The organism is Opitutus sp., assembly GCA_024998815.1.
In the GTDB taxonomy this organism is placed as follows: domain Bacteria; phylum Verrucomicrobiota; class Verrucomicrobiia; order Opitutales; family Opitutaceae; genus Rariglobus.
The window spans coordinates 559,778-581,294 of sequence record JACEUQ010000001.1 but is presented as its reverse complement, the minus strand read 5'-3'; the positions used below and the strand labels follow the sequence as shown (position 1 = coordinate 581,294).

Here is a 21,517-nt window from a genome sequence, read left to right as displayed (position 1 = left end):
GTTCTCGCGCCGTTTAGCCGGAACGGGGCGGTCCTACCAGTTGCCGATATCGTCAGATGTGCCCTCGGCTTTGTCCGGGCCCTTGGAGAAAAGGTCATAGCTGTCCTTGTTCTTCACACCGGGGAAGCGGTAAACGTAGGACTCCTGCCAAGGGTCAAGCGGAAGCTTGCCACCGGGCGTTTCGATGTAAGGGCCCTTCCATGAGTCAGCCCGGGTTGCCGGGGCGGTGACGAGCGCCTGCAAGCCCTCAGCGGTTGAAGGATAACCACCGGTGTCGATGCGATAGGCGGTGAGCGGAGTCTTGATGCTGGAGTTAACAAACAGCCGGGCGATGTCCTCCTGTTTGGCGCCAAAAATGCCGCCGACCTTAGTGACGGCGAGGCCGACAAGGAGGCCGATGATCGCCAGGACCACGAGTATTTCGAGCAGGGTAAACGCACGCTGGGAAGCGCGCAGGGATTTGTGGAGGGAGGAACGCATGGGAAAAACGTTAAGACTAAGAATGCTGAGCCAAGTTGCGAGGGGGCCGAGCAAAGGCGACGCGAAAGAAATGGTGCCCCCGCCCGGACTTGAACCGGGATAGGCGCTTTAGGAAAGCGCTGCTCTATCCAGTTGAGCTACGGAGACGAACCCTTTGCCTGCATCGATCTTCAACGTGGAGATTGGATTGTAGGTTGACAACCTTTGGCTTCACCGGTTTTTCTGATCCTCTTTTTCAAATGAGCACGACCGAAAACACCCAGCAGAGCCTTACGCCTGAGCAGATTCCGTTCACCACGCCGCAGGCTTTGCGCAACTACGTAACTGACACCGGCAAGATCTTGCCGCGCAAGTACACTCACCTTTCCGCCAAGCAGCAGCGCGCGGTTACGAAGACCATCAAACAGTCTCGTAACAACTTGCTCGCTCTCTAAGCGAACTGTTGAGAAATCGCAGCGCAGGCCGGAGCTAATCACTCCGGCCTTTTTCATGCCATGCGCACGTCACCTGCCGCCCGTATCTACCGCCCTACCCCTCGCAATTTGGCCCTGTTAGCCAACGTGCTCGCAGGTGGTGGCATCGTCGCTGCCCCCACTGAAACCGTCTACGGACTGGCGGCCGATGCCCGGAATGCTAAAGCGTGCCGCGCCGTTTTCCGCGCCAAGGGCCGTCCGGCTAACGACCCTCTTATTGTCCACGTTAACTCGCTCGACCAAGCTGGTGAAGTCGCCTCGATTAACGACGCCGCTCGCTTGCTTGCCAAAGCGTTCTGGCCCGGCCCGCTCACGCTGGTGCTCCCCAAACAGCCCGGAGTTCCGTCGATCGTGACCTCCGGATTAGATAGCGTCGCGATACGCATGCCCGCACACCCGCTTTTTCGCGAGCTCATCGAACGCAGCGGTTGCCCCCTAGCGGCACCAAGCGCCAACCCCTTTGGCTACATCAGCCCCACCACGGCTGCCCATGTAAGAGATGGGCTTGGCCAGAGTATCAGGTACATCCTGGATGGCGGCCCAGCCGAAATCGGCGTCGAATCCACCATCATTGATCTTCGTAACCCCAGCAAACCGGCCATCCTTCGGCCCGGATCCATTTCAAGAGAGGCACTGGAAATGGTGCTCGTTCATAAAGTCGCAGCCTATGCGAGGAAAACGCCCGCCCACACCGCAGCCCCCGCACCAGGGATGCTCGAGAGACACTATAGCCCCCGTACGCCGCTGACATTGGTCGAGAAACTCGCACCCGGCTTTCTGCGTAAACTGGCCAACAACGAGGCCGTGCTATTTGTCAATCAGCCCAAGCTCAGCCAAACGGCCCCGAATGTCTTCTGGTTGGCGAATCATGGAGATGAGCTCATTACGGCGGCTCACAACCTTTTCCATCAGCTGCGCATTCTGGATTCAGGTGGATGGAAACAAATCCATGCTGAACTTGCGCCCGGCAACAGCGCGCTGGCGCTTGCCATCAACGACCGTCTCAGCCGCGCCGCCGCCAAGCGCGCACTCGCCTGACACAAAAAAGGCGGATCATTGCGATCCGCCTCTTTTTTTACTGCCAACGGGTTAATTAAACCCGCGTTTTACCGCTCAGGGGTGGCGTCCTCCTTGGACATCACCACATAGTAATCCTTGTACGACTTGTCGTAATATTGGGCATAGTAATACCCTGACACGGCAAGATTAAGACCGTTAAGGACCGCACCAAATACCGGCACGTTGGACTCAGTCAGCTTCTTGGCGCTAAACTGAGCTGCCTTACGACGGACTTTATTAAAGAAAACCGTAAAGACGGAACCATCGACCAAGGGTAGAACGATCAACGCATCGCTCACCGCAGCCAGCGGAGGCGTATCAAAGAAGATGCGGTCATAGCGTTTACGCAGATCGGCGATCATCGACTCGAAATTCTTACCGTTGAGGATCTGGGTCGGGTTCTTGGCACGACCACCCGTCGTGATCACATCGAGATTGGGGTGAACGCCACGAACCACCACATCATCGATCGTCGCCGTTCCCGCGCAAATATCGATGACCCCCTTGCGATTCTCCAAGCGGAAGGACTTGTGAACGTTGGGCTTTCGCAAGTCGCAATCAATGATCGCAACCCGCTCGCCATGCGCGGCAAAAGTAAGCGCCAAGTTCGTTGTGGTGAACGACTTGCCCTCACCCGGAATGGTACTTGTGACCAGAATACACTGGGCATTCTTGCTCTCATCCTTGAGCCGCAGGCTTGAATGCAAGGTGAGAAACGCCTCACAGACTTGGCGGTCGGCATTGTTAATGACGATCTGCGCCTTATCCGGCTGCTCCATTTTTTTGATCTGCGGAATGATGCCGATCAGCGGAAGGCCGACAACCGACTCGATATCAAACGAACTCTTAACGCGGTCATCGATAAACGAGACAAAGAAAGCGAAGGCCAAACCGAGACCGAGACCACCGACAAAACCAAGCCCGAGATTAAGTGGGATTTTGGGTGAAACGTAATCACTTTCCTGTGAGGGAGCCGCCTTGTCCACGACGCGTGCATTCTGCGTCTCCATGGTGGAGATCATAGTGGTATCGCGCATACGCACGATAATGTTTTGGAGAAGCTGCTCGTTGATAACAAGTTTGCGTGAACGCTCGGAGTATTCAACGGCGGCACGATCCAACGCCATCGTCTCCGTGCTGGCTGTGGCCAAAGAGCCCCTCGCCTGCTCATCATTGCGGCGTGCGCTTTGGTAGTCCGACTCGATGGTCGCGGCCGCATTGATGATGGCCTTGCTCAACTCGCGCTCGGCCTGTGCCAGCGAGTTCATTGCCTCCATCATTATGGGGTGTTTCTCGCGGTAACGATCCCGCAGCTGGGCGACCACTATCTTCTTCGACGAAACATCATTGAGCAGTTGGCTGATAAGCGGTTGCGCAGCAATAAAGGATAGTTGCGTCAGATCGCCGCCTTCGGCTTGTCGCTCCTGCACTTGTTTCCACCGGATGCCTGCGTCCTTGAATTTGGCGTCCGTCGACGTCACGTAAAGATTCAGCGCCTTGAGCTTTTCGGTCACGATGTCTTTGCGCTGGTCGAGCGAGACCATGTTGTTGCGCTCGAGATAGGACTGAAGCTCGTTAGCCAAATCCTTAACCGTGCGCTCCTGCTGCTCGGCACGAATTTTAAGCTCTTCGACCGCCTTCATCGACTCATCGATGCGAACGCGGGCGTTGTAGGCGATGAATTCGTCTACGAACAGATTGGCCACTTTTGCCGCAATGAGACGATCGGGGTGCCGATAGACGACATTGATGAGTAAGCTGAGGCGCTTGGGAACGATTTTACGATTGTCGCCCAAAACCTCCAAAGGCGTAACCGGATCACTGCCCTTGCCCTTTTCATAAGGGGCCATGAATTGGCGCATGTCTTCACCAGTGATGCGTTCAGCCACCTTCTGGATGATGGCACCGCTGCTGAGCACCTCGACCACCGTATTAAGATCCTCGGTACCACGAACCGTGTTATCCACCACGGCCTCGACGTTTTTCATCACGGTCGGGTCGCTGCGGAAGATCTGTACGCTGGCCGAAGACTGATAAATCTTGGTCTGGCTGAACGTGTAAACCAGCGCCGAAGAAAACACGACGAGGAACACCACGATGATGTACCACATGCGCTCACGCAGAATCAGAGCATAGTCCTGAAAACCGCGCTGCATCGAACTTTCGCCACCGTAGCCGACTGCGTCGTAGCCCCCGTACCCGCCGCCATAACCCTGTTCGCCCGAACCGCCACCTGGTTGCCCTGACGATTGCTTAGAATGTGAATCCATGGAAAAAAACTTTAACTTTAGAGAATGCGCTCCGGTACAAAAACAATGTCGTTAACGAGTAGTGGCCAGGTGTTGCTGGAACGTCCTTTGATCAGGTCGTCCGCATCGATGACGTACGTATCGGACTTACCGTCCGCATTCGTCCGCGTGAGCTTCACTTGAGTACGGTTAGCCAGACGGCTAAATCCGCCCGCACGCGACACCGCGTCCAACAGAGTCAGACCCTGCTCCTGGGGAAACAAGACCGCTCCGGGTTGATTGACTTGGCCGATCACGTTGACCGAGCGCTTCGCGTATTCGATCACCACCACGTTGATCTGCGGGTTGACCAGATAATCACGGGCGTAGAGCTCGCGAATGAGATCCTCGGCTTGGCGCAGGGACTTGCCCTTGACGTCGACCTTACCGATGAGCGGCAACGTGATGGAATACTCCTGCGAAACCCGCACTGCACGCTTCAGGTTTTCCTCCTGAAAAATCTGAACATCAAGGAGATCCGACGGCTGCAGCAAGTAATCGAGTAGCGCTGCGGCGGGAACAGCTGAAGGCTTTGGCTCTTCAGCCTGCGCAGGAAATACTATCAGCAGGGAAAACCCTGCAAGAAGGGTGATTTTGATATTGGACAACATAGGCTCGGGCTTAAAAAAAAAGACGGAAGAAGATCATTCGATCCTCCTCCGTCTTTGTAAATGGTCAAGCTACTCTCCTTAGTAACGAGCGGACAGGGACAATGAGACCACGTTACCAGCGAACTCAAAAGCCGCATTATCCGAGGTCTGCGCGCGCTTCACGTAGTCGATGCCAGCGCTAAGATACTCGTTAATCGTGTAGGTAGCACCGAGCTTACCCTCGACATAGTCGTTAGTTCTGTCGGTAAACTCCATGGTGCGGTAAGTCAGTCCAGCGCTCAGGCGCCAGTCCACCGTGATCGCGCTGCTGGCACCGAGGGTGAGGTCGGTCGTCTCGTAAGAGTTACCGCCCGAGGTTGAATTAGCGAAGTCACGGTTAAAACCCAGGGTGAGTTGGGTTTTTTCCGAGTAGGCGTAGGCCAATGAGGCTTTGCTACCGACCGAACCATCCTCATCCTGACCGACGTTACCGTTGCGGGTATTGTAACCGACGCTGAACGAACCGGACAGCTTGGGGGTGAAGGTACCGCGAGTACCGACGTTATAGTAGTAGGCGTCGAAGAGATCGGGATTACCGGCACCGATGTTGCCTGACAATTCGGTATGGGTGTAGGTCAGACCGGTGCTGACGTCCACCTTGGGGGTCAGTTCGTAATAGACATTAACCGGAACCGAGTAGCTCTTCTGCTCAGTTGAAGTGCTCGATTTGTAATCGTTGCTCGCGTAGCTGACGCCAGAGCCGAAGCTGATCTTCTCGGAGTAACGCAGCTCGCCATTGATGCCGGCGGCAGTGTCGTGGTGCTCAAGCAGCGTACCCTGAGTCGCGGTAGCGGCTGCGTTATCGGCTGTGGGCTGGTCCAGTTCGGCAAACGAAAGATTGGCGTTCAGTTTAGCACGCTCGGAAGCGTAGGCGGCGGTGGCACCGGTTGCGAACAACTGGTTATTGAGCTTAACGTTGTCGGCATAGCTGGAGAGCGTGGAGTTAGCGAACACATCGCCACTCACGGCGGAATCCTTGCCGTACTTCAGATCAAAACCAGGAGTGACTACAAAAACGGTGTCGGTGAGCTCAGAGCCATCACGGCCCAGAAGCAAGTTGTCGTTATAGGCGACGCTGGAGTTTGCGGTGGCAAAAAGTTCGGCGTTGTCACCAATCGCCAAAAATGGAGCTGCAAACACAGCAGATCCCATACCTCCAAGAATAACAAGGTGTTGTACTGTTTTTTTCATGTATAATATTTAAACTAAAGCAATTAAGAACTTAAATGGCTAGACCCTGAATGGGAGCTACTTCCGCAGCTTGAATCAGACCAATCAAACAAGCTGAAAGCCTAAAAATAAGCCGAATGCAAGTCTTGTACTGAAACTTTTTCGGCATCCGGTTTATCCCCGACGTGCAGCCCCCAAAAAATCAGCCCAATATCCCGATTGCCTCCGTTGAAGGCTCGCTTCTAGCTCGCACACTCATGTCCGTAAAAGATACATCCTCCTCCAGTTTGAAGCTGTCCTCATCACCCAGCTCGAGCAAAGCGCAGGGTATGCGCCGCTTTACGCCCTTTTCGTTCCGGCGCCATGACCGTGGCTGGCAGATTCAAATTTACTGGAAGCGCTTCGCACTTTTTACGGTAATCGTCGGCCTGCTGGGCTGGATAGGAACCGCCTCGGCCGCCTACTTTTTCGTGAAATACAACCGCGGCTTCACTGACGTACGGTTTACCGACATGCTCCTTTTACCCGCCCGTTGGCATGCCTACGAGGTCTCACGGGGCGACTTCCTTATCGCCAAGGCCCAAGCCGATCTAAAAAAACAAAACTACCGCGAAGCCTATGACGGCCTACGCCTAGGTCTTATCAAATCCCCGGCCAACAAAGAAGGCCGCCTGCTACTCGCACAGATTTACGCCCTCAGGAAGCGCCCCGACCTAAGTCGCACCACTCTGCTCGAAGGCTTCACCTACCACAAAGAAGACTCCGAGTACCTCAAAACCCTCTTTGCATTCCTTCTTCAACAACAAGAGGACAAACAAGTCCTGACGTTCTACCACGAGCTTCTCGGTAACAACGAAGCCCTGACCCCGCGCAATCAATTGGTCGCGCTGGCGGCCGCCTCCTCCTGTTACTTTCGCGGCAATTTCGACGAGGCCGAGACGATTCTGCGCCGCTACCAAGTCGACTCATCCCGTGATGGTCGCCTACTGCTGGCGCGAATCAACTGGGATCGCGGAGCCAAGGATCTAGCGCTGGATCAGGTCAAGAAACTGGCCACCGAACGCCCCGATGACGGCGAAATCTACGCACTCACCATCACCTACCTGCGCGATCTTGGCCGTGACAACGAGGCCCGTCGGGAGAGCTTCGTACGCACCCTCGCCAATCCCCGCAACGCCCGCGCTCGTATCGACCTGCTTTACGCCTACCAAAAAGAGGGCGACACCGCCTCGCTGCGCACCAACGTGGAGGAAATCTACCGCGATTTCAGCAACGAGCCTTCCGCTTTGCTCGCGCTCGCAGACTTCGCAGCCAACACCGGCGACATTTTGCTCGCCCGCCGCATTTATGACCACACCCGGTCTAATAACCTCAACTGGGACGGTGCCGCGCTGATGACCGTGGAGGCGTGCATCGTGTCTAAACAATACCAGAGCGCCCTCGAGTTGGTCCGCGATCTGTTAAAGGAAAACCCTGAATGGGGTAAACGCTTTTACGCGGTGTTTAACGGCCTGCAATCCATCGCCCACTACGGCCTAGGCGATGCCGAGGCTGGACAACTTTTCCTCAACAACTTCCTCAAGCAGGACAATGTGCGCGCCGACAACCTGATCGCCGTTTCCAAGCGCCTGCTTTCCGTCGGAGCTAAGGCCCAAGCCCGAAAGGTGCTCGAGCAGGCAGTGCAGGCCGACGCTCTCAATCAGGCCGCCCTGACCAACTTGGTGCAGTTGGATCTGGAGTTAAACAACACAGCCCCGCTCGCCACCAACGTCCGCAAGCTCCTCACCATGCGTAAGCCCTCGCAGACCGTACTACGCGCCGCCTTCGCCGAGTTGGGCAGCGACCTGTTCCTGTTCTCGCCCGAGCGCACCAGCCTGCTCCAAGACTTGCGCGCCGCACTCTCGGTCACCTTGCCGACCTCGTGAAGGGTTAACTGGAAGGGGAAACCCGACACCCATTCCTTGCGACTCACTCGCCCCTCTTCACGTCCCCGACTCCAAGAAGCAGCCCGGCTCAGCGGCCTAAAACCGCAGCCAATGTCTCCAGCAGCCGCTCGTTTTGCGCAGCGGTGCCAACGGTGACGCGCAACCACTCCGGCATGCCGTAGGGCCGCATCGGCCGCACGATCACCCCGCGCTTTTGCAGCTCCATAAACACCCGCGCCCCATCGCCGACCCGCACCAGTAAAAAATTCGCCACGCTCGGGACGATCTCCAGCCCCAGGGCGCGGAACCCGCTCTCCAGCCGCACCAGCCCCACGCGGTTTTCCCGGCCGCATTTCTGGATAAACTCATGGTCGTCCAAGGCCGCCAGTGCCGCCGCCTGGCCGATCGCATTCACGTTAAACGGTTGCCGCACCCGGGTGAGCAGCCCCGCCAACTCCGGCCCCGCGTAGCCAAAACCCACCCGCAGCGAGGCTAGGCCGTAGATCTTGGAAAACGTGCGCAAACACACCACCTTGCGACCTTCGCGGATGAGCGGACGCAGGTCGGGCGGGTTGTCCAAGTACTCCGCATAGGCCTCGTCGAAGACAAACACCACGTGCTCGGGCAGGCTGCGCGCGAACGCCAGCAGCTCCGCCTCGGAGTTGGCCGTGCCCATCGGGTTGTTCGGGCTGGGCACAAAAACCAGCTTGGTGCGCGGGGTCACCGCCGCCGCCAACGCCGCCAGATCGTGGGTGTGGTTCACCAGCGGCACCTCCACCGGCTTTGCCCCGAAGAGCAGCGCGACCAGTTTATACACCGCAAACGACGGATTGCCCATGACCACCTCGTCGCCCGGCTGTAAAAAGACATGCCCCAGCAGCTCGATCAGCTCGTTGGAACCATTACCGATCACGAACTGATTCGCTTCGAACCCGTAGACCCGGGCCAGCTTCGCGCGCAGCGCCACGCAACCACCGTCCGGATACAGCTCGCTTTGCTCGATAGCCCGCAGCGCTGCCGCCTTGCCCAGCGGCGAAGGACCGAACGGATTCTCGTTCGAGGCCAACTTGATGATTGTCGTCGGGTCGAGCCCGAGTTCGCGCGCGACATCCTCGATCGGTTTACCCGGTTCGTAGACCGGCTGCGTGAGGACGGAGGGATTGACGAGTGTGTCCAGCTTCATGAAGCGAGCAGCCAAGCTGATCCCGCCCTCCATCAAAAGCCTTTTGTCACACCAGCCGGCTTGGCACCCGCACGACCTGCATGCCCGCCGCCAGCCCGGCGCGAATGCCCGGCTCGGCGTCCTCAAACACGAGGCACTGGTTGGCCGGCACGCCCATCTTCTCAGCAGCCAACAAAAACATATCCGGCGCGGGCTTGCCCCGCCCCTGCGCCACATCCTGCGGAGTCACTACGATTTTAAACAAATCCAGCAGTCCTGCGGCGCGGAGTGCTGGCATCGCCACCTCGGGCATTCCACCCGTGGCAATCGACACCGGGTGCGAGACCGCCATGCGCCGGGCAAACGCCACCACCGGCGCGATATGCTCGACCGTATCCAGCCGCTGCAAAAACAACCGCTCCTTGGTCACCTCCACCGCATGCGGATTCACATGGAGCCCATAATGCGCGCCGATCAGCTCGGCCACGCGCACCGTGGGCACCCCGCCGAGCGAGTAAAACAAATCTTCGTTCAACGTTTCCCTCAGCCCGTGCTCACGCATCGCGCCATCCCAAGCCCGGTAGTGCAGCGGCATGGTGTCGATGAGCGTACCATCGAGGTCGAAGATAAAGCCGGCGAATTCACCTGAAGGGATGTCGAGTTTCATGATTGCGGCGGATCTTTCGCATCTCCCCCACCAGCGCAAGCCCAGTGGCGCTCAGCCTTCGCGTAGCGAAACGCCACTGCTCACGCGGCGTTTCCAGCGCAGCGCCACCGCCACCAGGGCGATCAACGCCGGCACCTCAACCAGCGGCCCGACCACCGCCGCAAACGCCGCCCCCGAGGTCAGCCCGAAAACGCCCACCGCCACCGCGATCGCCAACTCAAAGTTGTTACCCGACGCCGTGAAACCCAGGGTGGCCGCCTTCGCGTAGTCAGCCCCCGCCTTCACGCTCAACCAGAAGGTCGCCGTGAACATGATCGCAAAATACACCACCAGTGGCACCGCGATGTGCAACACGTCAAGCGGCCGCGCCAGCACTTGCTCTCCTTGCAAACTAAACATCACCACGATCGTAAACAGCAGCGCACCGAGCGTCACCGGGCTGATCGCAGGCATAAACTTTTGATCAAACCAAGCCTGCCGCTCGGCCCCTCCACGCCGCAGCGTGAAGCGCGTCAGCCAACCCGCCAGAAACGGAATTCCCAGGTAAATGAACACGCTTTGCGCGATGCTGCCGATGGTGATGGCCGACAGATCGAGCACGCCCAAATCCACCCCGACGAGCGGCGGCAGGATTTTCAAAAACAGCCAAGCCAGCGGGGCGAAGGCGAACACCTGAAACAGCGCGTTGGCCGCCACCAGGCCGGCGCAATACTCGCGGCTGCCGCCAGCGAGGTCGTTCCACACGATCACCATGGCGATGCAGCGCGCGATGCCCACCAGCACCAGCCCGGCGAAATACTCGGGTTGGTCGCGCAGGAAAACCACTGCCAGAGCGAACATCAGCACCGGCCCAATCAGCCAGTTTTGCACCAGTGAGAGGCCGAGCACCTTTTTATCGCGGAACACATCGGGTAGCTCCTCGTAGCGCACCTTGGCGAGCGGCGGATACATCATCAGCACCAGGCCGATCGCGATCGGCACCGAGGTGGTGCCCACGCTCCAGCCAGTGAGCGTTTCGGCCAGCGCCGGGGCGAACCGCCCGAGGGCCACGCCGAGCGCCATCGCGGCAAAAATCCACGCCGTAAGCCAGCGGTCCAGAAACGAAAGTCGTTGGGTCAATTTGCTCACAGCCCACAGTATTCACACCAAAGCCTCAGAACGAACAGCCCGAAAGATTCGAACCGCGCCCCCCTTCCGAAAAACCTCGCGTGGAGGGGCCGGTGCGAATTCGCGTCCCCAAAAACAAAGGCGTTAATCTCCGCTGTCGGCCCCAACCCGGGCTTGCGCCAGTTTATCGGCATGCAGCGCTTCGGCCGGGAGTTTGAACGCCACCCCTGCGGCGACTGCGGCAAAGGCAAAGGTGCCCCAAAGACAACCCGACAGCCCGGCGAGCTGGTAGAGAACCCCCGAAAGCAGGCAACCCACCAACCGTCCGCCCGCGTTGGCCATGTAATAAAACCCCACGTTGAGCGCGACTTTGTCGCCGTCGGTATAGTCTAAAATCAGGTAGGAATGCACCGCCGAATTCAGCGCAAACACCGCGCCAAAAACCGCCAATCCGCCCACAATCACGACATTCGCCGGCCCACCAGCCCCCAGCGCCAAGGGAATGGCTCCGGCGACCGCAGCCAGACTCAGCGCACCTGCCACCGCCGTGCCGCGAGCGGGTGCTCGCCCCCGCAGTAGCACCGGCGTGGTGGCCTGCACGATGCCATAGCCAATCACCCAAAAGGCCATAAACGCTCCCACCTGCTCAAAACTCCAACCGAGCACCCCTCGCAGGAAAACCGGCGCCCCCACCACGAACCAGATGTCGCGTGCGCCGAACAAAAAAAACCGGGCGAGGCAAAGCACGTTAATCTCGCGGCTTTTCGAAAACAGATCCGCAAAAACCGCCTTGGTCTTGGCCTTGCCTAGCTCACGGGGAAGCGACGCCCAGGACCCGAGCCAGACCAACCCAAGAACACCAGCCATGATCCAGAGCGCACCAGAAAAACCCGCGGTCGTGAGCAAGAACCCACCAACGAAAAAGCCCACCCCCTTGAGCGCGTTTTTGGATCCCGTGAGCACGGCCACCCACTTAAATAGCGTTCCCTTGGCGTCAGCGGGAACCAACACCTTGATGGCGCTCTTGGAGCTCATCTTGGTGAGGTCTTTGGCGATGCCTGAAAGCGCCTGCGAAACCATCACCCACGCCAACGAGCCCAATTCCGGCCAGGCAGGGTTCAATAATGCCAGCATGGCCAGCGCGCCCACTTGCAACCCAAGTCCCGCAACCAAGGTGAAGCGCAACCCCAGCCGCGATGCCAGCCACCCCCCCAGCAGGTTGGTCACGATGCCAAAGAATTCGTAGAGCAAAAACAAAAACGCCAAGGTCACCGGCGCGTAGCCCAAATTGAAAAAGTGGAGCAACACCAGCATGCGCAACGCCCCATCGGTGAGGGTGAACCCCCAATAGGCGCCGGTAACGAGAATGTAATTTCTTAAGTTCATCGATGATCAAAATCCGGCCTTTTTCGCAAATTCGCCAAGAGGCAGAAAGAGCTGCGACGACACAATGCAATCGAATCTTTTCGACCTGTCCTATGCATTAGCCTGAGTTCCGCAGTTGATGGTCAGGGTGAAAAACACAGGGCTGCGCGGTTTTTGATCGCGAGGCTTACGGGGAGGAGGGAATGCCCGCTGCGCTGCGGAGGGGGCAAATCAGCCCGCCTTAGCCGCCGCTGGTTTGGCCTCGGCCGGCTTCTTGCCGCCACCCACCAGCGCGCTCAACTGGTCCTGAATCGCCATAAAAAACTCCGGATTCAACTCTCCGGCGGGCACCGCGTAGATGAGTTTGGTCTTGGCGTGTTCGTAGAGATTGCGCGCGCCGTCCGCCGCCCGGCCCTTGGGTCGCAGCAGCTTTTTGCGCTCCAGCATCAGTGCGAGAAACTGCACTAGGCGCTCGTTTTCTGGGGCGATTTCGTTCGCCGGATCGGCCAGGGTGACGAACAGGTTTTCGGCCGTCAGCTTGAGCTCACGCTCGGGATTTTCCCCGACTTTGCGCGCCTTGAACACATGCCCCCAACTGCAGGCCACGGTGCCTGGGACCGTTAAGCGCTCGCGGGCCGACACCGCCACGTCGTAGCGCATCACTTCCTCGCTGGTCTCGCTGCGCATCAAAAAACTAATCACTCGCTCGCCGTCACCAAAGGGAGTTCCGGTGACAAAACAGGAGCTGGCGAGGGGCTGCAGATTTAAATCCATAGGCTTTCTTGTTTACTTCCACCGAGGGGGGACGCTAGCAAATTTGCGCATTTGCACGAATGAACGGACGAATCATCGCCATCGGCGACATCCATGGGTGTCACCAGGAGTTTGCCGAGCTGCTCGAACAGCTCGTACTCACAAAGGACGACCGTCTGGTCCTGGTCGGCGATCTGGTCAACCGCGGCCCCGATAGTTGTAAAGTCATCGACCTCGCCCGCCAGCACCGAGCCATCTCACTTTTGGGTAATCACGAGCTGCGTTTGCTCGAGTACCGCAAAAATAAAACCCCGATTGCTTCGATTTCACGCGAAACAGACGCCGATACCTTTCAAAAGTTGCGGCCGTCGGACTGGGACTACCTGGCCGCCATGCCGCTCACCTATTTCGAAGCAGAGCTGAACACCGTGTATGTGCACGGCGGATTCATGCCCAACGAGCCCTGGCAGCGCCAGAAGGCGGAGGTCGTTACCCGTATCCAGTCGATTAACGCCCAAGGGCGGCCGTGCAAACGCGCCGACGCGCCCGATGCACCGGCGTGGGCCGACTTGTGGACCGGCCCGCCCTTCGTCGTTTACGGGCACACGCCGCGCCCCGAGGTCTATAAGCGCAAGTGGTCGGTCGGCATCGACACGGCCTGCGTGATGGGCGGCCAGCTCACCGCCTACATTCTGCCTGAAAAACGGTTCGTGCAGGTCAAAGCCCGCCGCCGTTATTATCCCTGAAAATGACAGGAGCGAATTTTTAGGGCAAAGACCGCCAAACCCTCGCAAAGGCCGCAAAGCCAAGCCGTGGTCAGCAATCCCTACACCCCCATAAACGGCGGGTGGCCGCAAAGAGGCGCAAACAGCGCAAAAAACGGAGTGGCTTCTGCAGGGTTTTATTTTTACGACTTCTGCGCTTTTTTGCGGCTAAATCATCTGGGCGGATTATTAACTGCGAAGGCGTCAACGTTGGCCTTTTTTGTGTCATTTTGTGTTTTTTGTGGCCAATGGTTTGGGGGCTACCGAACGAAAACGTCGAGGAGCCGCCTTAAACCACCATGTCCACGCCCACTCCCCTTGCCGGTGTCCTCCTGCTCGTCGTCGATCTGCAACCCGCCTTTCTCAAGGGCATCCACCAGACCGAGACGGTTCAAAAACGCTGCGCCTTCGCCATTGAGGCGGCCGCTGGTCTCGGCATTCAAGTCGCCTTCACCGAGCAACTCCCGCGCAAACTCGGTGGCACCGCCCCCGAACTGCTCGCGCTCGCCCCCGACGCCCCGGTTCATGCGAAAAGCACCTTCTCGGCGTTCGGCGACGATGGCATCGCCGAAACCATTCAAGCGCTCGAACTCGACCACCTGATTATCTGCGGCATCGAGACGCCGATCTGTGTTTACCAAACCGCGCTGGGGGCGATTAACGCAAACCTTCAAGTCACCGTACTCAGCGATGCAGTGGGTGCGCGCCGCCCCGAGGACGCCGCGTTCTGCCTGAGCGCCTTGGTGCGCGCGGGCGTTCACCTCTTGCCCTCGGAAAGCGTGTTTTATGCGTTACTTCACGACGCCACGCACCCGTTTTTCAAAGGCTACACCCAGCTGGTTAAAAAATACACCTGACCCCACCCCATGACCGAAGAACTCCCCCTGCTTTCTGTCCGCGAACTCAAGGCGCTAGTCGACGCCTCCGGGCGCCCCTTCGCGAGTGTTCTGGTGGTTAAAAAACTCACCAGCAAGAACGCGTCCAACGGCAATCCGTTTCTCACCCTCGACTTGGGCGACCGCACCGGATCCTTCGGCTGCACGCTGTTTAGCGACGGCGCGGTATTCGACACGGTCAAAGCGGCCGGCGAGGGAGGAGTGCTGCGCGTGGAGGGCCGCATCGATTATTACCAGGGCAGGCTTTCGCCGAAGTTACTCAAAGTGGCGGCGCTCTCCGAGGAGGAACTCGGCGCCCCGGGATTGATCGACAACCTGGTCGAAGTTGCGCCCGAACCCGTCGGCGAACTTTGGGCTGAATTCCAGCACTTCATCGACGCGATTAAGCACGACGAATTACGCATGACCGTGCGCGGGATTTTCGAGGAGGTCGGCGAGGTGTTCAAGTGGACGCCGGCGGCAGTGGCCATGCACCACGCCTACCGCCACGGCCTGTTGGAGCACACCATCCACATGGCGCGCGCCTGCAAAGCCCTGTTGCCGCTCTACCCTGAAGTCGACGCGGACCTGGCCATGGCCGGGATCCTGATTCACGACACCGGCAAAACCGTCGAATACGAGGGTTCGCTCGCCACCAAACGCAGCCGCAAGGGAATCCTGCAAGGCCACGTGGTTTTGGGCTACCAACTCGCGCGTAAACACGGGATCAAGTCGCGTCTAGACTCCGAGCGCCTGGAGCGCCTGGAGCACATCGTGCTCAGCCACCAGGGCGAACCCGAGTGGGGAGCGGCGGTGTATGCGGCGACGCCGGAGGCGGTGTTTGTGTCGATGATCGACAACCTCGACGCCAAGATGGGCATGGTCCAGCGCACGCTGCGGCAGGCCAACGACAGCTCGGATTTTTCCGAACGCCTGCCGGGCTTGAGCACCGTGCTACTGACCAAACCGCTCACGCCAAAAACGTAGCCGACCGTCAGTGAGTAGCGCAGACTTCCAGTCTGCTCCGGCAAGTAGCGCGGACTTCCAGTCTGCATCATGCCTGCGTCAGCCATTCTCGGAGCAGACTGGAAGTCTGCGCTACTTTTAACCGGCGAAGGGCGCACCCGTTTCCGGACGATCGGCCTGCCGGAAAAGCCCAATTTTCCTTAGCGCGAGGATAACCATTGCCCCGGGCCGACGCGGATGTTTCGTTGACGAACTTCATGAAGACTTGGACCAAGTTCCACATTTCCACCCTGCGCGATAGCCCGGCCGATGCAGAAATCGCCTCCCATAAGCTGCTCATGCGCGCAGGCATCGTGCGCAAGCTCGGCGGCGGCCTCTATTCCTACATGCCGCTCGGCCTGCGTGTCATGCAGAAGATCTCACAGATCTGCCGGGATGAACTTGAAGTCGCCGACGCCATCGAACTGTGGATGCCGCACATCCATCCCGTGGAAAACTGGGAACAGGGCCCGCGCTGGGCCGCCGCCCGCGAGATCATGTTCCGCGTCGACAACGCCGGCGCTAACAAAGGACGCTCCCGCGAACCCGAGTTCGTGCTCGGGCCGACCCACGAGGAAATCATCACCCCGCTGGTCAAAAACGAGATCACCAGCTACCGCGACCTGCCGAAAAACTTTTACCAGATCGCCACCAAATTCCGTAACGAGATCCGCCCGCGCTTCGGCCTGATGCGCGCCCGCGAGTTCGTCATGATGGATTCGTATTCGTTCGACGCCACCGACGACGGCGCGATCAAGAGCTACATGGCGATGAAGGACGCCTACGTGCGCTTCTTTAAACGCATCGGTGTAACCGCCATCGCAGTCGAGGCCGACACCGGCGTGATGGGCGGCAGTTTTTCCCACGAGTTCATGGTCCCCGCCGAAATCGGCGACGACGACGTGATCTACAACGAGGCCAGCGGCTACGCGGCCAACCGCGAAAAAGCCACCAGTGCTCTGGTGCCTGCCGACCTAGTCGATGCAGCCCCGATCGGTCTAGTCGAGGAGTTCCCCACCCCTGGCGCTCTGACCATCGCCGCGCTCGAAGCCGCTCCCTACGGCGTGAAGGCCGACCAGCAGTTCAAGACCCTCGTCTACATCGGCGACGGCAAACCGTTCATCGTTATCATTCGCGGTAACGACGAGCTCGAAGAGGCCAAGTTGGGCTCGCTCGGTTTCACCCTGTGCCGCGCCGCCACCGCCGAAGAAATCGAGCCCGTCCTCGGTGCCAAACCCGGCAGCCTTGGCGCCGTCAAAGGCTCGATCAAAGATCCGTCAGCCCTCGTCGGTGTGTTCGCCGACCATGCCATTCGCCTGATCGGCAATGGTGTGACCGGTGCCAACAAGGACGGTTTCCACCTGCGCAACGTCAACGTGACCCGCGACCTCGAGATCACCAAATTTGGCGATTTTCGCCGCGTGCGTCCCGGCGAGCCCGACCCCAAGAACGGTCAACCGCTGCAAGTTAAACGCGGCATCGAGGTCGGCCATATCTTCAAACTCGGCACCAAGTACTCGGAGAAATTCGGCGCGGTCTACACCGACGACCAGAAGCAATCCCACCCGATGGTCATGGGCTGCTACGGTATCGGCATCAGCCGTACGATGCAGGCCGTGATCGAGCAAAGCCACGACAACGACGGCATCATCTGGCCCTGGTCGGTTGCCCCGTTCCAAGTGATCATCACGCTGCTAGATCCCTCGGTAGCTGAACCTGCGGAGCTCGCCAAGAAACTGGCCGCAGTCGCCGAACAAGCCGGTGCCGATGTGATCATCGACGACCGCGAGGAGCGCCCCGGAGTTAAATTCAAGGATGCCGACCTTATTGGTATTCCGCTACGCATCACCATCGGAGGCAAAGGCCTGCAGGCCGGTGTCATCGAGCTGAAATGGCGCTCCAAGAAGGACGTCATCAAAGTGCCCGTCGCCGAGGCTGCCGAACACATCGCCGCTGTCGTCCGTGACGCGTTTGCCCAAGCATGAGCGGTTCAACTGATCACACCGATTCAGGGCCGCAGGCGTGGCGCGTTGTTTTCCTTAACGACGCAGTAACACGCATGTCCTATGCGGTGATGGTGCTGCGCAAGCTGTTTGGTTTCGACGAAGCCACCGCGGTCCAACACATGATGGAGGCACACGAATCAGGCCGCTCCATCGTTTGGGCGGGGGTGCGCGAAAATGCCGAAGCCTACGCCTTTTCACTTCAACAGTGGCACCTTTGCGCCACCATCGAGCCCCATGAAGCGAGTTGATGTCCGTTTGAGCATTCCTGCGGTCGCCCCGTTACTCGACTTGATCAAGTCGGTGGCCGATGAATTGCGCACGCAATTGGCCGTGCCGATTGCGTTGGCCGAGGCCGATGCTGAACTCGCCGCAGTGTGGCGCGAGGACCTACTCGAGTCGCAACGCGAGGACTGCGACCGCCTCTTTTCGCTCTTCGACCAGGAATTTTTCAGCGAAGGCGTTGTTTCCTTCGACCGTGAAAATGCTGAGGCGGTGCTGCGCGCTTGCGCCGCCCTGCGGTTGCGCTTCCGCAAGACCCACCTGGCGCAAATCACCGACGACACCCTGGAGGCCCTCGAAGCCAGCAGTAACATCGGCAATTGGGATCCGGCGGAGCAGAAGGCCTTCGCGTGCTTCATGTTTTTGGATGAACTCCAGAAAATCATCCTGAAGTACCTCGATCCGATGTCGCCCGAAGAGGATTGAGCAAAAGCAAGTCGAGCCCGCTCGGAGTGTTTTTTTAAGTAGCGCGACTTCCAGTCTGGTTGAATTGGGTGCCCCATTTGCACACAGGAAGTCTTCGTAAGCCCGGCCAATCGGCCGATGTTTTCCCGCGCCAAAAACAGGCCTGCCTCTTCCCTTGACTACGGGGGGCGCGGGGGTAGCCTGCGCCGCTTTCCACAGGCATGGCGCAAGAACTGAAAGACACCCTCCAGCTCCCTAAAACAGATTTCCCCATGCGGGCAAATCTCGTGCAGCGCGAGCCCTCTCGCCTCGCCCATTGGGACAAACTCGATCTCTACGCCGCTATCCAGCGCAAGAACGCCAACACCGGCAAGACGTTCGTCCTGCACGACGGCCCGCCGTTCACCAACGGCGATGTCCACATCGGCACCGCGCTCAACAAATCCCTCAAGGACATCACCCTGCGCTACAAGTCGCTGCGTGGCTACCGCACCCCGTACGTGCCGGGCTGGGACTGCCATGGTTTGCCCATCGAACAAAAGGTGATGCGCTCCTTGCAGGCCGAGAACAAGCAGGTCTCCACCGCCGAGATGCGCTCGCTGTGCGACGCCTTCTCCGAGAGCTGGATCACCACCCAGACCAAACAATTTAAACGCCTCGGCGTCCAAGCCGATTGGAAGAACGAATACAAAACCAAGGCCCCGGCCTACGAGGCGGACATTATCCGCACTTTCTCCTCGTTCGTCGAAAACGGCTTGGTTTACCGCTCCAAGAAGCCGGTGTATTGGTCGATCCCCTTCGAGACCGCTCTGGCCGAGGCCGAAATCGAATACAAAGACCACGTCTCGACGGCCATTTGGGTTAAGTTCGCGGTCCCCGCCGCCGAAGCAGCCAAGTTCAACCTCCCCACCGAAAAACCGCTGTTTATTGTCATCTGGACCACTACGCCGTGGACCATTCCGGCCAACCTCGCGATCGCTGTTAACGCCGACGTGGACTACGTGGTCGCCGACCTCGGATCCGAGCGCATCGTCGTTGCGCAGGCCTTGCTCGGAGCCGTGCTCGCCGCCGCCAAAATCGAGGCCGCCCCATCCATCGCAGCGACGGTTAAAGGCTCATTGCTCGAAGGCCTGGCCACTCGCCACCCGTTCGTAGACCGCGCGTCGCCGGTTGTGCTGGGCGATTACGTCACCACCGACAGCGGCACCGGTTGCGTCCACACCGCTCCCGGACATGGCGCCGACGACTACCTCACCGGACTGCGTTACAAGTTGGAAATTTACTGCCCCGTCGGTGCCGATGGTCGCTACCTCGACGACGGACAAGTCCCCGCCGACTTGGTCGGCATCAGCACACTTGAAACCGTCGAGGATATCGCCGCCAAAAAAACCTCTCCCGCCAACCTCGCAGTCCTGAAAAAACTCGCCGGCGCAGGTGCCTTGCTGGCCAAAGCCAAGTACACCCACAGCTACCCGCATTGCTGGCGCTCCAAGACTCCGATCATCTTCCGCGCTGTCGACCAGTGGTTTGTCGGCCTTGACCGCAAGGCCGACGCCGCCGCGCCGTCCCCGCGCGAGACTGCGCTCAAATCCATCGCCGGAGTCCAATGGATCCCCATCTGGGGCGAGACTCGCATCCGTGGTGCCGTCGAGGCCCGTCCCGACTGGTGCATCAGCCGCCAACGTTCTTGGGGCGTGCCCATCATCGCGTTCTACGACACCGACAAAAACGCGTTTATTGACGCCTCGGTCATCCGCGCCGTCGCCGACAAAATTGCGACCCGAGGCACCAACTTCTGGTACGACGCCACCACCAGCGAAATTCTCGCCGGCGTGACTTTACCCGCCGGCTGGCCTGCCGCCACCGCGCTCACCATCGGGCGCGACACGCTCGACGTGTGGATCGACTCCGGTTCTTCGCACGCCGCCGTGCTGAAGAACCACCAGGGCGCCACCCAGTGGCCCGCCGACCTTTACCTCGAAGGCTCCGACCAACACCGCGGCTGGTTCCAGTCCTCGCTGTGGACCGGCGTGATTTCCCAAGGTGGAGCGCCCTACAAGGCGGTGCTCACCCACGGCTTCATCGTCGGTGAAGACGGCAAAAAAATCTCCAAGTCCGGCCAGTACGAAAAGCCCCCGACCTCGGACAACTATATCGCGCAGTACGGTGCGGACGTTATCCGCTTCTGGATCGCCTCGCAGGATTTCACCCAGGACATCACGCTCTCGGAGAAAATCCTCAACAACGCGGCCGAAGGCTACCGCAATCTACGCAACACCCTGCGTTACCAGCTAGCCACCCTGTGCGACTTCGATCCGGCCAAAGACGCGCTGCCCTACTCCCAACTCGACACGCTCGACCGCTGGGCTCTTCACCAGACCGCAAAACTGCTCGCCGAGGCCACCTCCGCGTACGATGCCTACGAATACCACCGCGTGATCCAAGCGGTGAGCTCGTTCTGCGCCGTCACGCTGTCGGCGGTTTATCACGACATCCTCAAGGACCGGCTCTACACCCTTGGTACGGCGCACCCGCTGCGCCGCTCTTCGCAGACCGCGATCCACCACATCTTCGAAGTGTTAGTTAAAATCCTCGCCCCCGTGCTGACCTTCACGGCCGACGAAGCGTGGTCCTACGCGACGACCAAGACTGAGTTCACCAACGACCCGATCCACCTGCAGAATTGGCCCGAGGCGGACGCAGCCTGGACCAATCCGGAGCTCGAAGCCGATATGGCCGCGCTGCTCAAAGTCCGCGCGAAGGTCAACGAGGCCATCGAGCCGCTGCGTGCCGCGGGCAAACTCGGCAAGTCGCTCGACGCGGTCATCACCCTGTCGCTCGCCCCGACCGATCCGCTCCGTGCGATTTTGGCAAAACATCACGATTTCCTGCCTGAACTCTTCATTGTTTCTCTCGTTGTCATTCAGGACGGCACCAACCCCGCCTTTGAGGTGTCAGTGCGTCACGGCGAGGAACTCGGGTATGTGCGTTGTCCTCGCTGCTGGCGCTGGGTGCCAAGCTTGGAAACGACCGTACATGGCGAAGTCTGCCCGCGCTGCGCCGAAGCGCTCCACTCACTTTAAG

General features: G+C 59.1%; 19 protein-coding genes and 1 tRNA gene. 10 read left to right on the top strand and 10 right to left on the bottom strand.

Features of this window, described 5'->3' with window-relative positions:
* Nucleotides 1-33 precede the first annotated feature (33 nt).
* Both gspG and H2170_02475 read right to left on the bottom strand, forming a co-directional pair.
* Nucleotides 34-480: a type II secretion system major pseudopilin GspG gene (gene gspG / locus H2170_02480; GenBank protein MCS6298957.1), complete on the bottom strand. Its 447-nt coding sequence runs from the start codon at nt 478-480 to the stop codon at nt 34-36.
* Between the two features lie 71 nt (nt 481-551).
* Nucleotides 552-627: transfer RNA gene (locus tag H2170_02475), tRNA-Arg, on the bottom strand.
* Between the two features lie 92 nt (nt 628-719).
* Between H2170_02475 and rpsR the strand changes: the two genes are divergently transcribed.
* On the top strand, nt 720-914 hold the full coding sequence (gene rpsR, locus H2170_02470; protein ID MCS6298956.1) for a 30S ribosomal protein S18: 195 nt from the start codon (nt 720-722) through the stop codon (nt 912-914).
* A gap of 60 nt (nt 915-974) precedes the next feature.
* Entirely contained in the window at nt 975-1,991 is a 1,017-nt protein-coding gene (locus H2170_02465) for a threonylcarbamoyl-AMP synthase (GenBank protein MCS6298955.1), read from the top strand.
* A 68-nt stretch (nt 1,992-2,059) separates the two neighbouring features.
* Here the strand turns inward: H2170_02465 and H2170_02460 are convergent, their stop codons facing one another.
* The 3 genes from H2170_02460 to H2170_02450 all read right to left on the bottom strand — a co-directional run bounded on the left by H2170_02460 (nt 2,060) and on the right by H2170_02450 (nt 6,141).
* Nucleotides 2,060-4,282 carry a polysaccharide biosynthesis tyrosine autokinase gene (locus tag H2170_02460; protein MCS6298954.1) on the bottom strand — a complete coding sequence of 741 codons (2,223 nt, stop codon included), beginning with the start codon at nt 4,280-4,282 and terminating at the stop codon, nt 2,060-2,062.
* Nucleotides 4,283-4,299: 17 nt separating this feature from the next.
* Nucleotides 4,300-4,911, bottom strand: coding sequence for a polysaccharide export protein (locus tag H2170_02455; GenBank protein ID MCS6298953.1), 612 nt, complete (start codon nt 4,909-4,911; stop codon nt 4,300-4,302).
* A gap of 78 nt (nt 4,912-4,989) precedes the next feature.
* A complete protein-coding gene (locus tag H2170_02450) occupies nt 4,990-6,141 on the bottom strand; it encodes an outer membrane beta-barrel protein (protein ID MCS6298952.1) in 1,152 nt (383 codons plus the stop codon).
* A gap of 236 nt (nt 6,142-6,377) precedes the next feature.
* Here H2170_02450 and H2170_02445 point away from each other — a divergent pair, with 236 nt between their 5' ends.
* Nucleotides 6,378-8,045, top strand: a complete 1,668-nt coding sequence (locus H2170_02445) for a hypothetical protein (GenBank protein MCS6298951.1) — start codon at nt 6,378-6,380, stop codon at nt 8,043-8,045.
* An 88-nt stretch (nt 8,046-8,133) separates the two neighbouring features.
* Here the strand turns inward: H2170_02445 and H2170_02440 are convergent, their stop codons facing one another.
* The 5 genes from H2170_02440 to H2170_02420 all read right to left on the bottom strand — a co-directional run bounded on the left by H2170_02440 (nt 8,134) and on the right by H2170_02420 (nt 13,120).
* On the bottom strand, nt 8,134-9,228 hold the full coding sequence (locus H2170_02440; protein MCS6298950.1) for a histidinol-phosphate transaminase: 1,095 nt from the start codon (nt 9,226-9,228) through the stop codon (nt 8,134-8,136).
* A gap of 46 nt (nt 9,229-9,274) precedes the next feature.
* Nucleotides 9,275-9,874 (bottom strand): HAD family phosphatase, encoded by a 600-nt coding sequence (locus tag H2170_02435; protein MCS6298949.1) that lies wholly within the window; start codon nt 9,872-9,874, stop codon nt 9,275-9,277.
* Between the two features lie 51 nt (nt 9,875-9,925).
* Nucleotides 9,926-11,002, bottom strand: a complete 1,077-nt coding sequence (gene arsB, locus H2170_02430; GenBank protein MCS6298948.1) for an ACR3 family arsenite efflux transporter — start codon at nt 11,000-11,002, stop codon at nt 9,926-9,928.
* Between the two features lie 123 nt (nt 11,003-11,125).
* A complete protein-coding gene (gene arsJ, locus H2170_02425; GenBank protein ID MCS6298947.1) occupies nt 11,126-12,367 on the bottom strand; it encodes an organoarsenical effux MFS transporter ArsJ in 1,242 nt (413 codons plus the stop codon).
* A 210-nt stretch (nt 12,368-12,577) separates the two neighbouring features.
* The gene (locus H2170_02420; GenBank protein MCS6298946.1) at nt 12,578-13,120 is read right to left on the bottom strand and encodes a hypothetical protein; all 543 of its coding nucleotides are present in this window, start codon (nt 13,118-13,120) and stop codon (nt 12,578-12,580) included.
* 59 nt (nt 13,121-13,179) lie between these two features.
* Here H2170_02420 and H2170_02415 point away from each other — a divergent pair, with 59 nt between their 5' ends.
* From H2170_02415 to ileS, 7 genes are all read left to right on the top strand, one after another.
* The gene (locus H2170_02415) at nt 13,180-13,845 is read left to right on the top strand and encodes a metallophosphoesterase (GenBank protein MCS6298945.1); all 666 of its coding nucleotides are present in this window, start codon (nt 13,180-13,182) and stop codon (nt 13,843-13,845) included.
* A 317-nt stretch (nt 13,846-14,162) separates the two neighbouring features.
* Complete coding sequence (locus H2170_02410) at nt 14,163-14,720, top strand: isochorismatase family protein (protein MCS6298944.1); 558 nt, start codon at nt 14,163-14,165, stop codon at nt 14,718-14,720.
* Nucleotides 14,721-14,729: 9 nt separating this feature from the next.
* Nucleotides 14,730-15,725, top strand: a complete 996-nt coding sequence (locus tag H2170_02405) for an HD domain-containing protein (GenBank protein ID MCS6298943.1) — start codon at nt 14,730-14,732, stop codon at nt 15,723-15,725.
* A 236-nt stretch (nt 15,726-15,961) separates the two neighbouring features.
* Nucleotides 15,962-17,728, top strand: coding sequence for a proline--tRNA ligase (locus tag H2170_02400; protein MCS6298942.1), 1,767 nt, complete (start codon nt 15,962-15,964; stop codon nt 17,726-17,728).
* Nucleotides 17,725-17,997 carry an ATP-dependent Clp protease adaptor ClpS gene (locus tag H2170_02395; protein ID MCS6298941.1) on the top strand — a complete coding sequence of 91 codons (273 nt, stop codon included), beginning with the start codon at nt 17,725-17,727 and terminating at the stop codon, nt 17,995-17,997. The genes H2170_02400 and H2170_02395 overlap by 4 nt, the downstream gene beginning before the upstream one ends.
* Nucleotides 17,984-18,454, top strand: a complete 471-nt coding sequence (locus H2170_02390) for a hypothetical protein (protein MCS6298940.1) — start codon at nt 17,984-17,986, stop codon at nt 18,452-18,454. The genes H2170_02395 and H2170_02390 overlap by 14 nt, the downstream gene beginning before the upstream one ends.
* Before the next feature lie 200 nt (nt 18,455-18,654).
* A complete protein-coding gene (gene ileS / locus H2170_02385; protein MCS6298939.1) occupies nt 18,655-21,516 on the top strand; it encodes an isoleucine--tRNA ligase in 2,862 nt (953 codons plus the stop codon).
* The last annotated feature ends 1 nt before the right edge of the window (nt 21,517 follow it).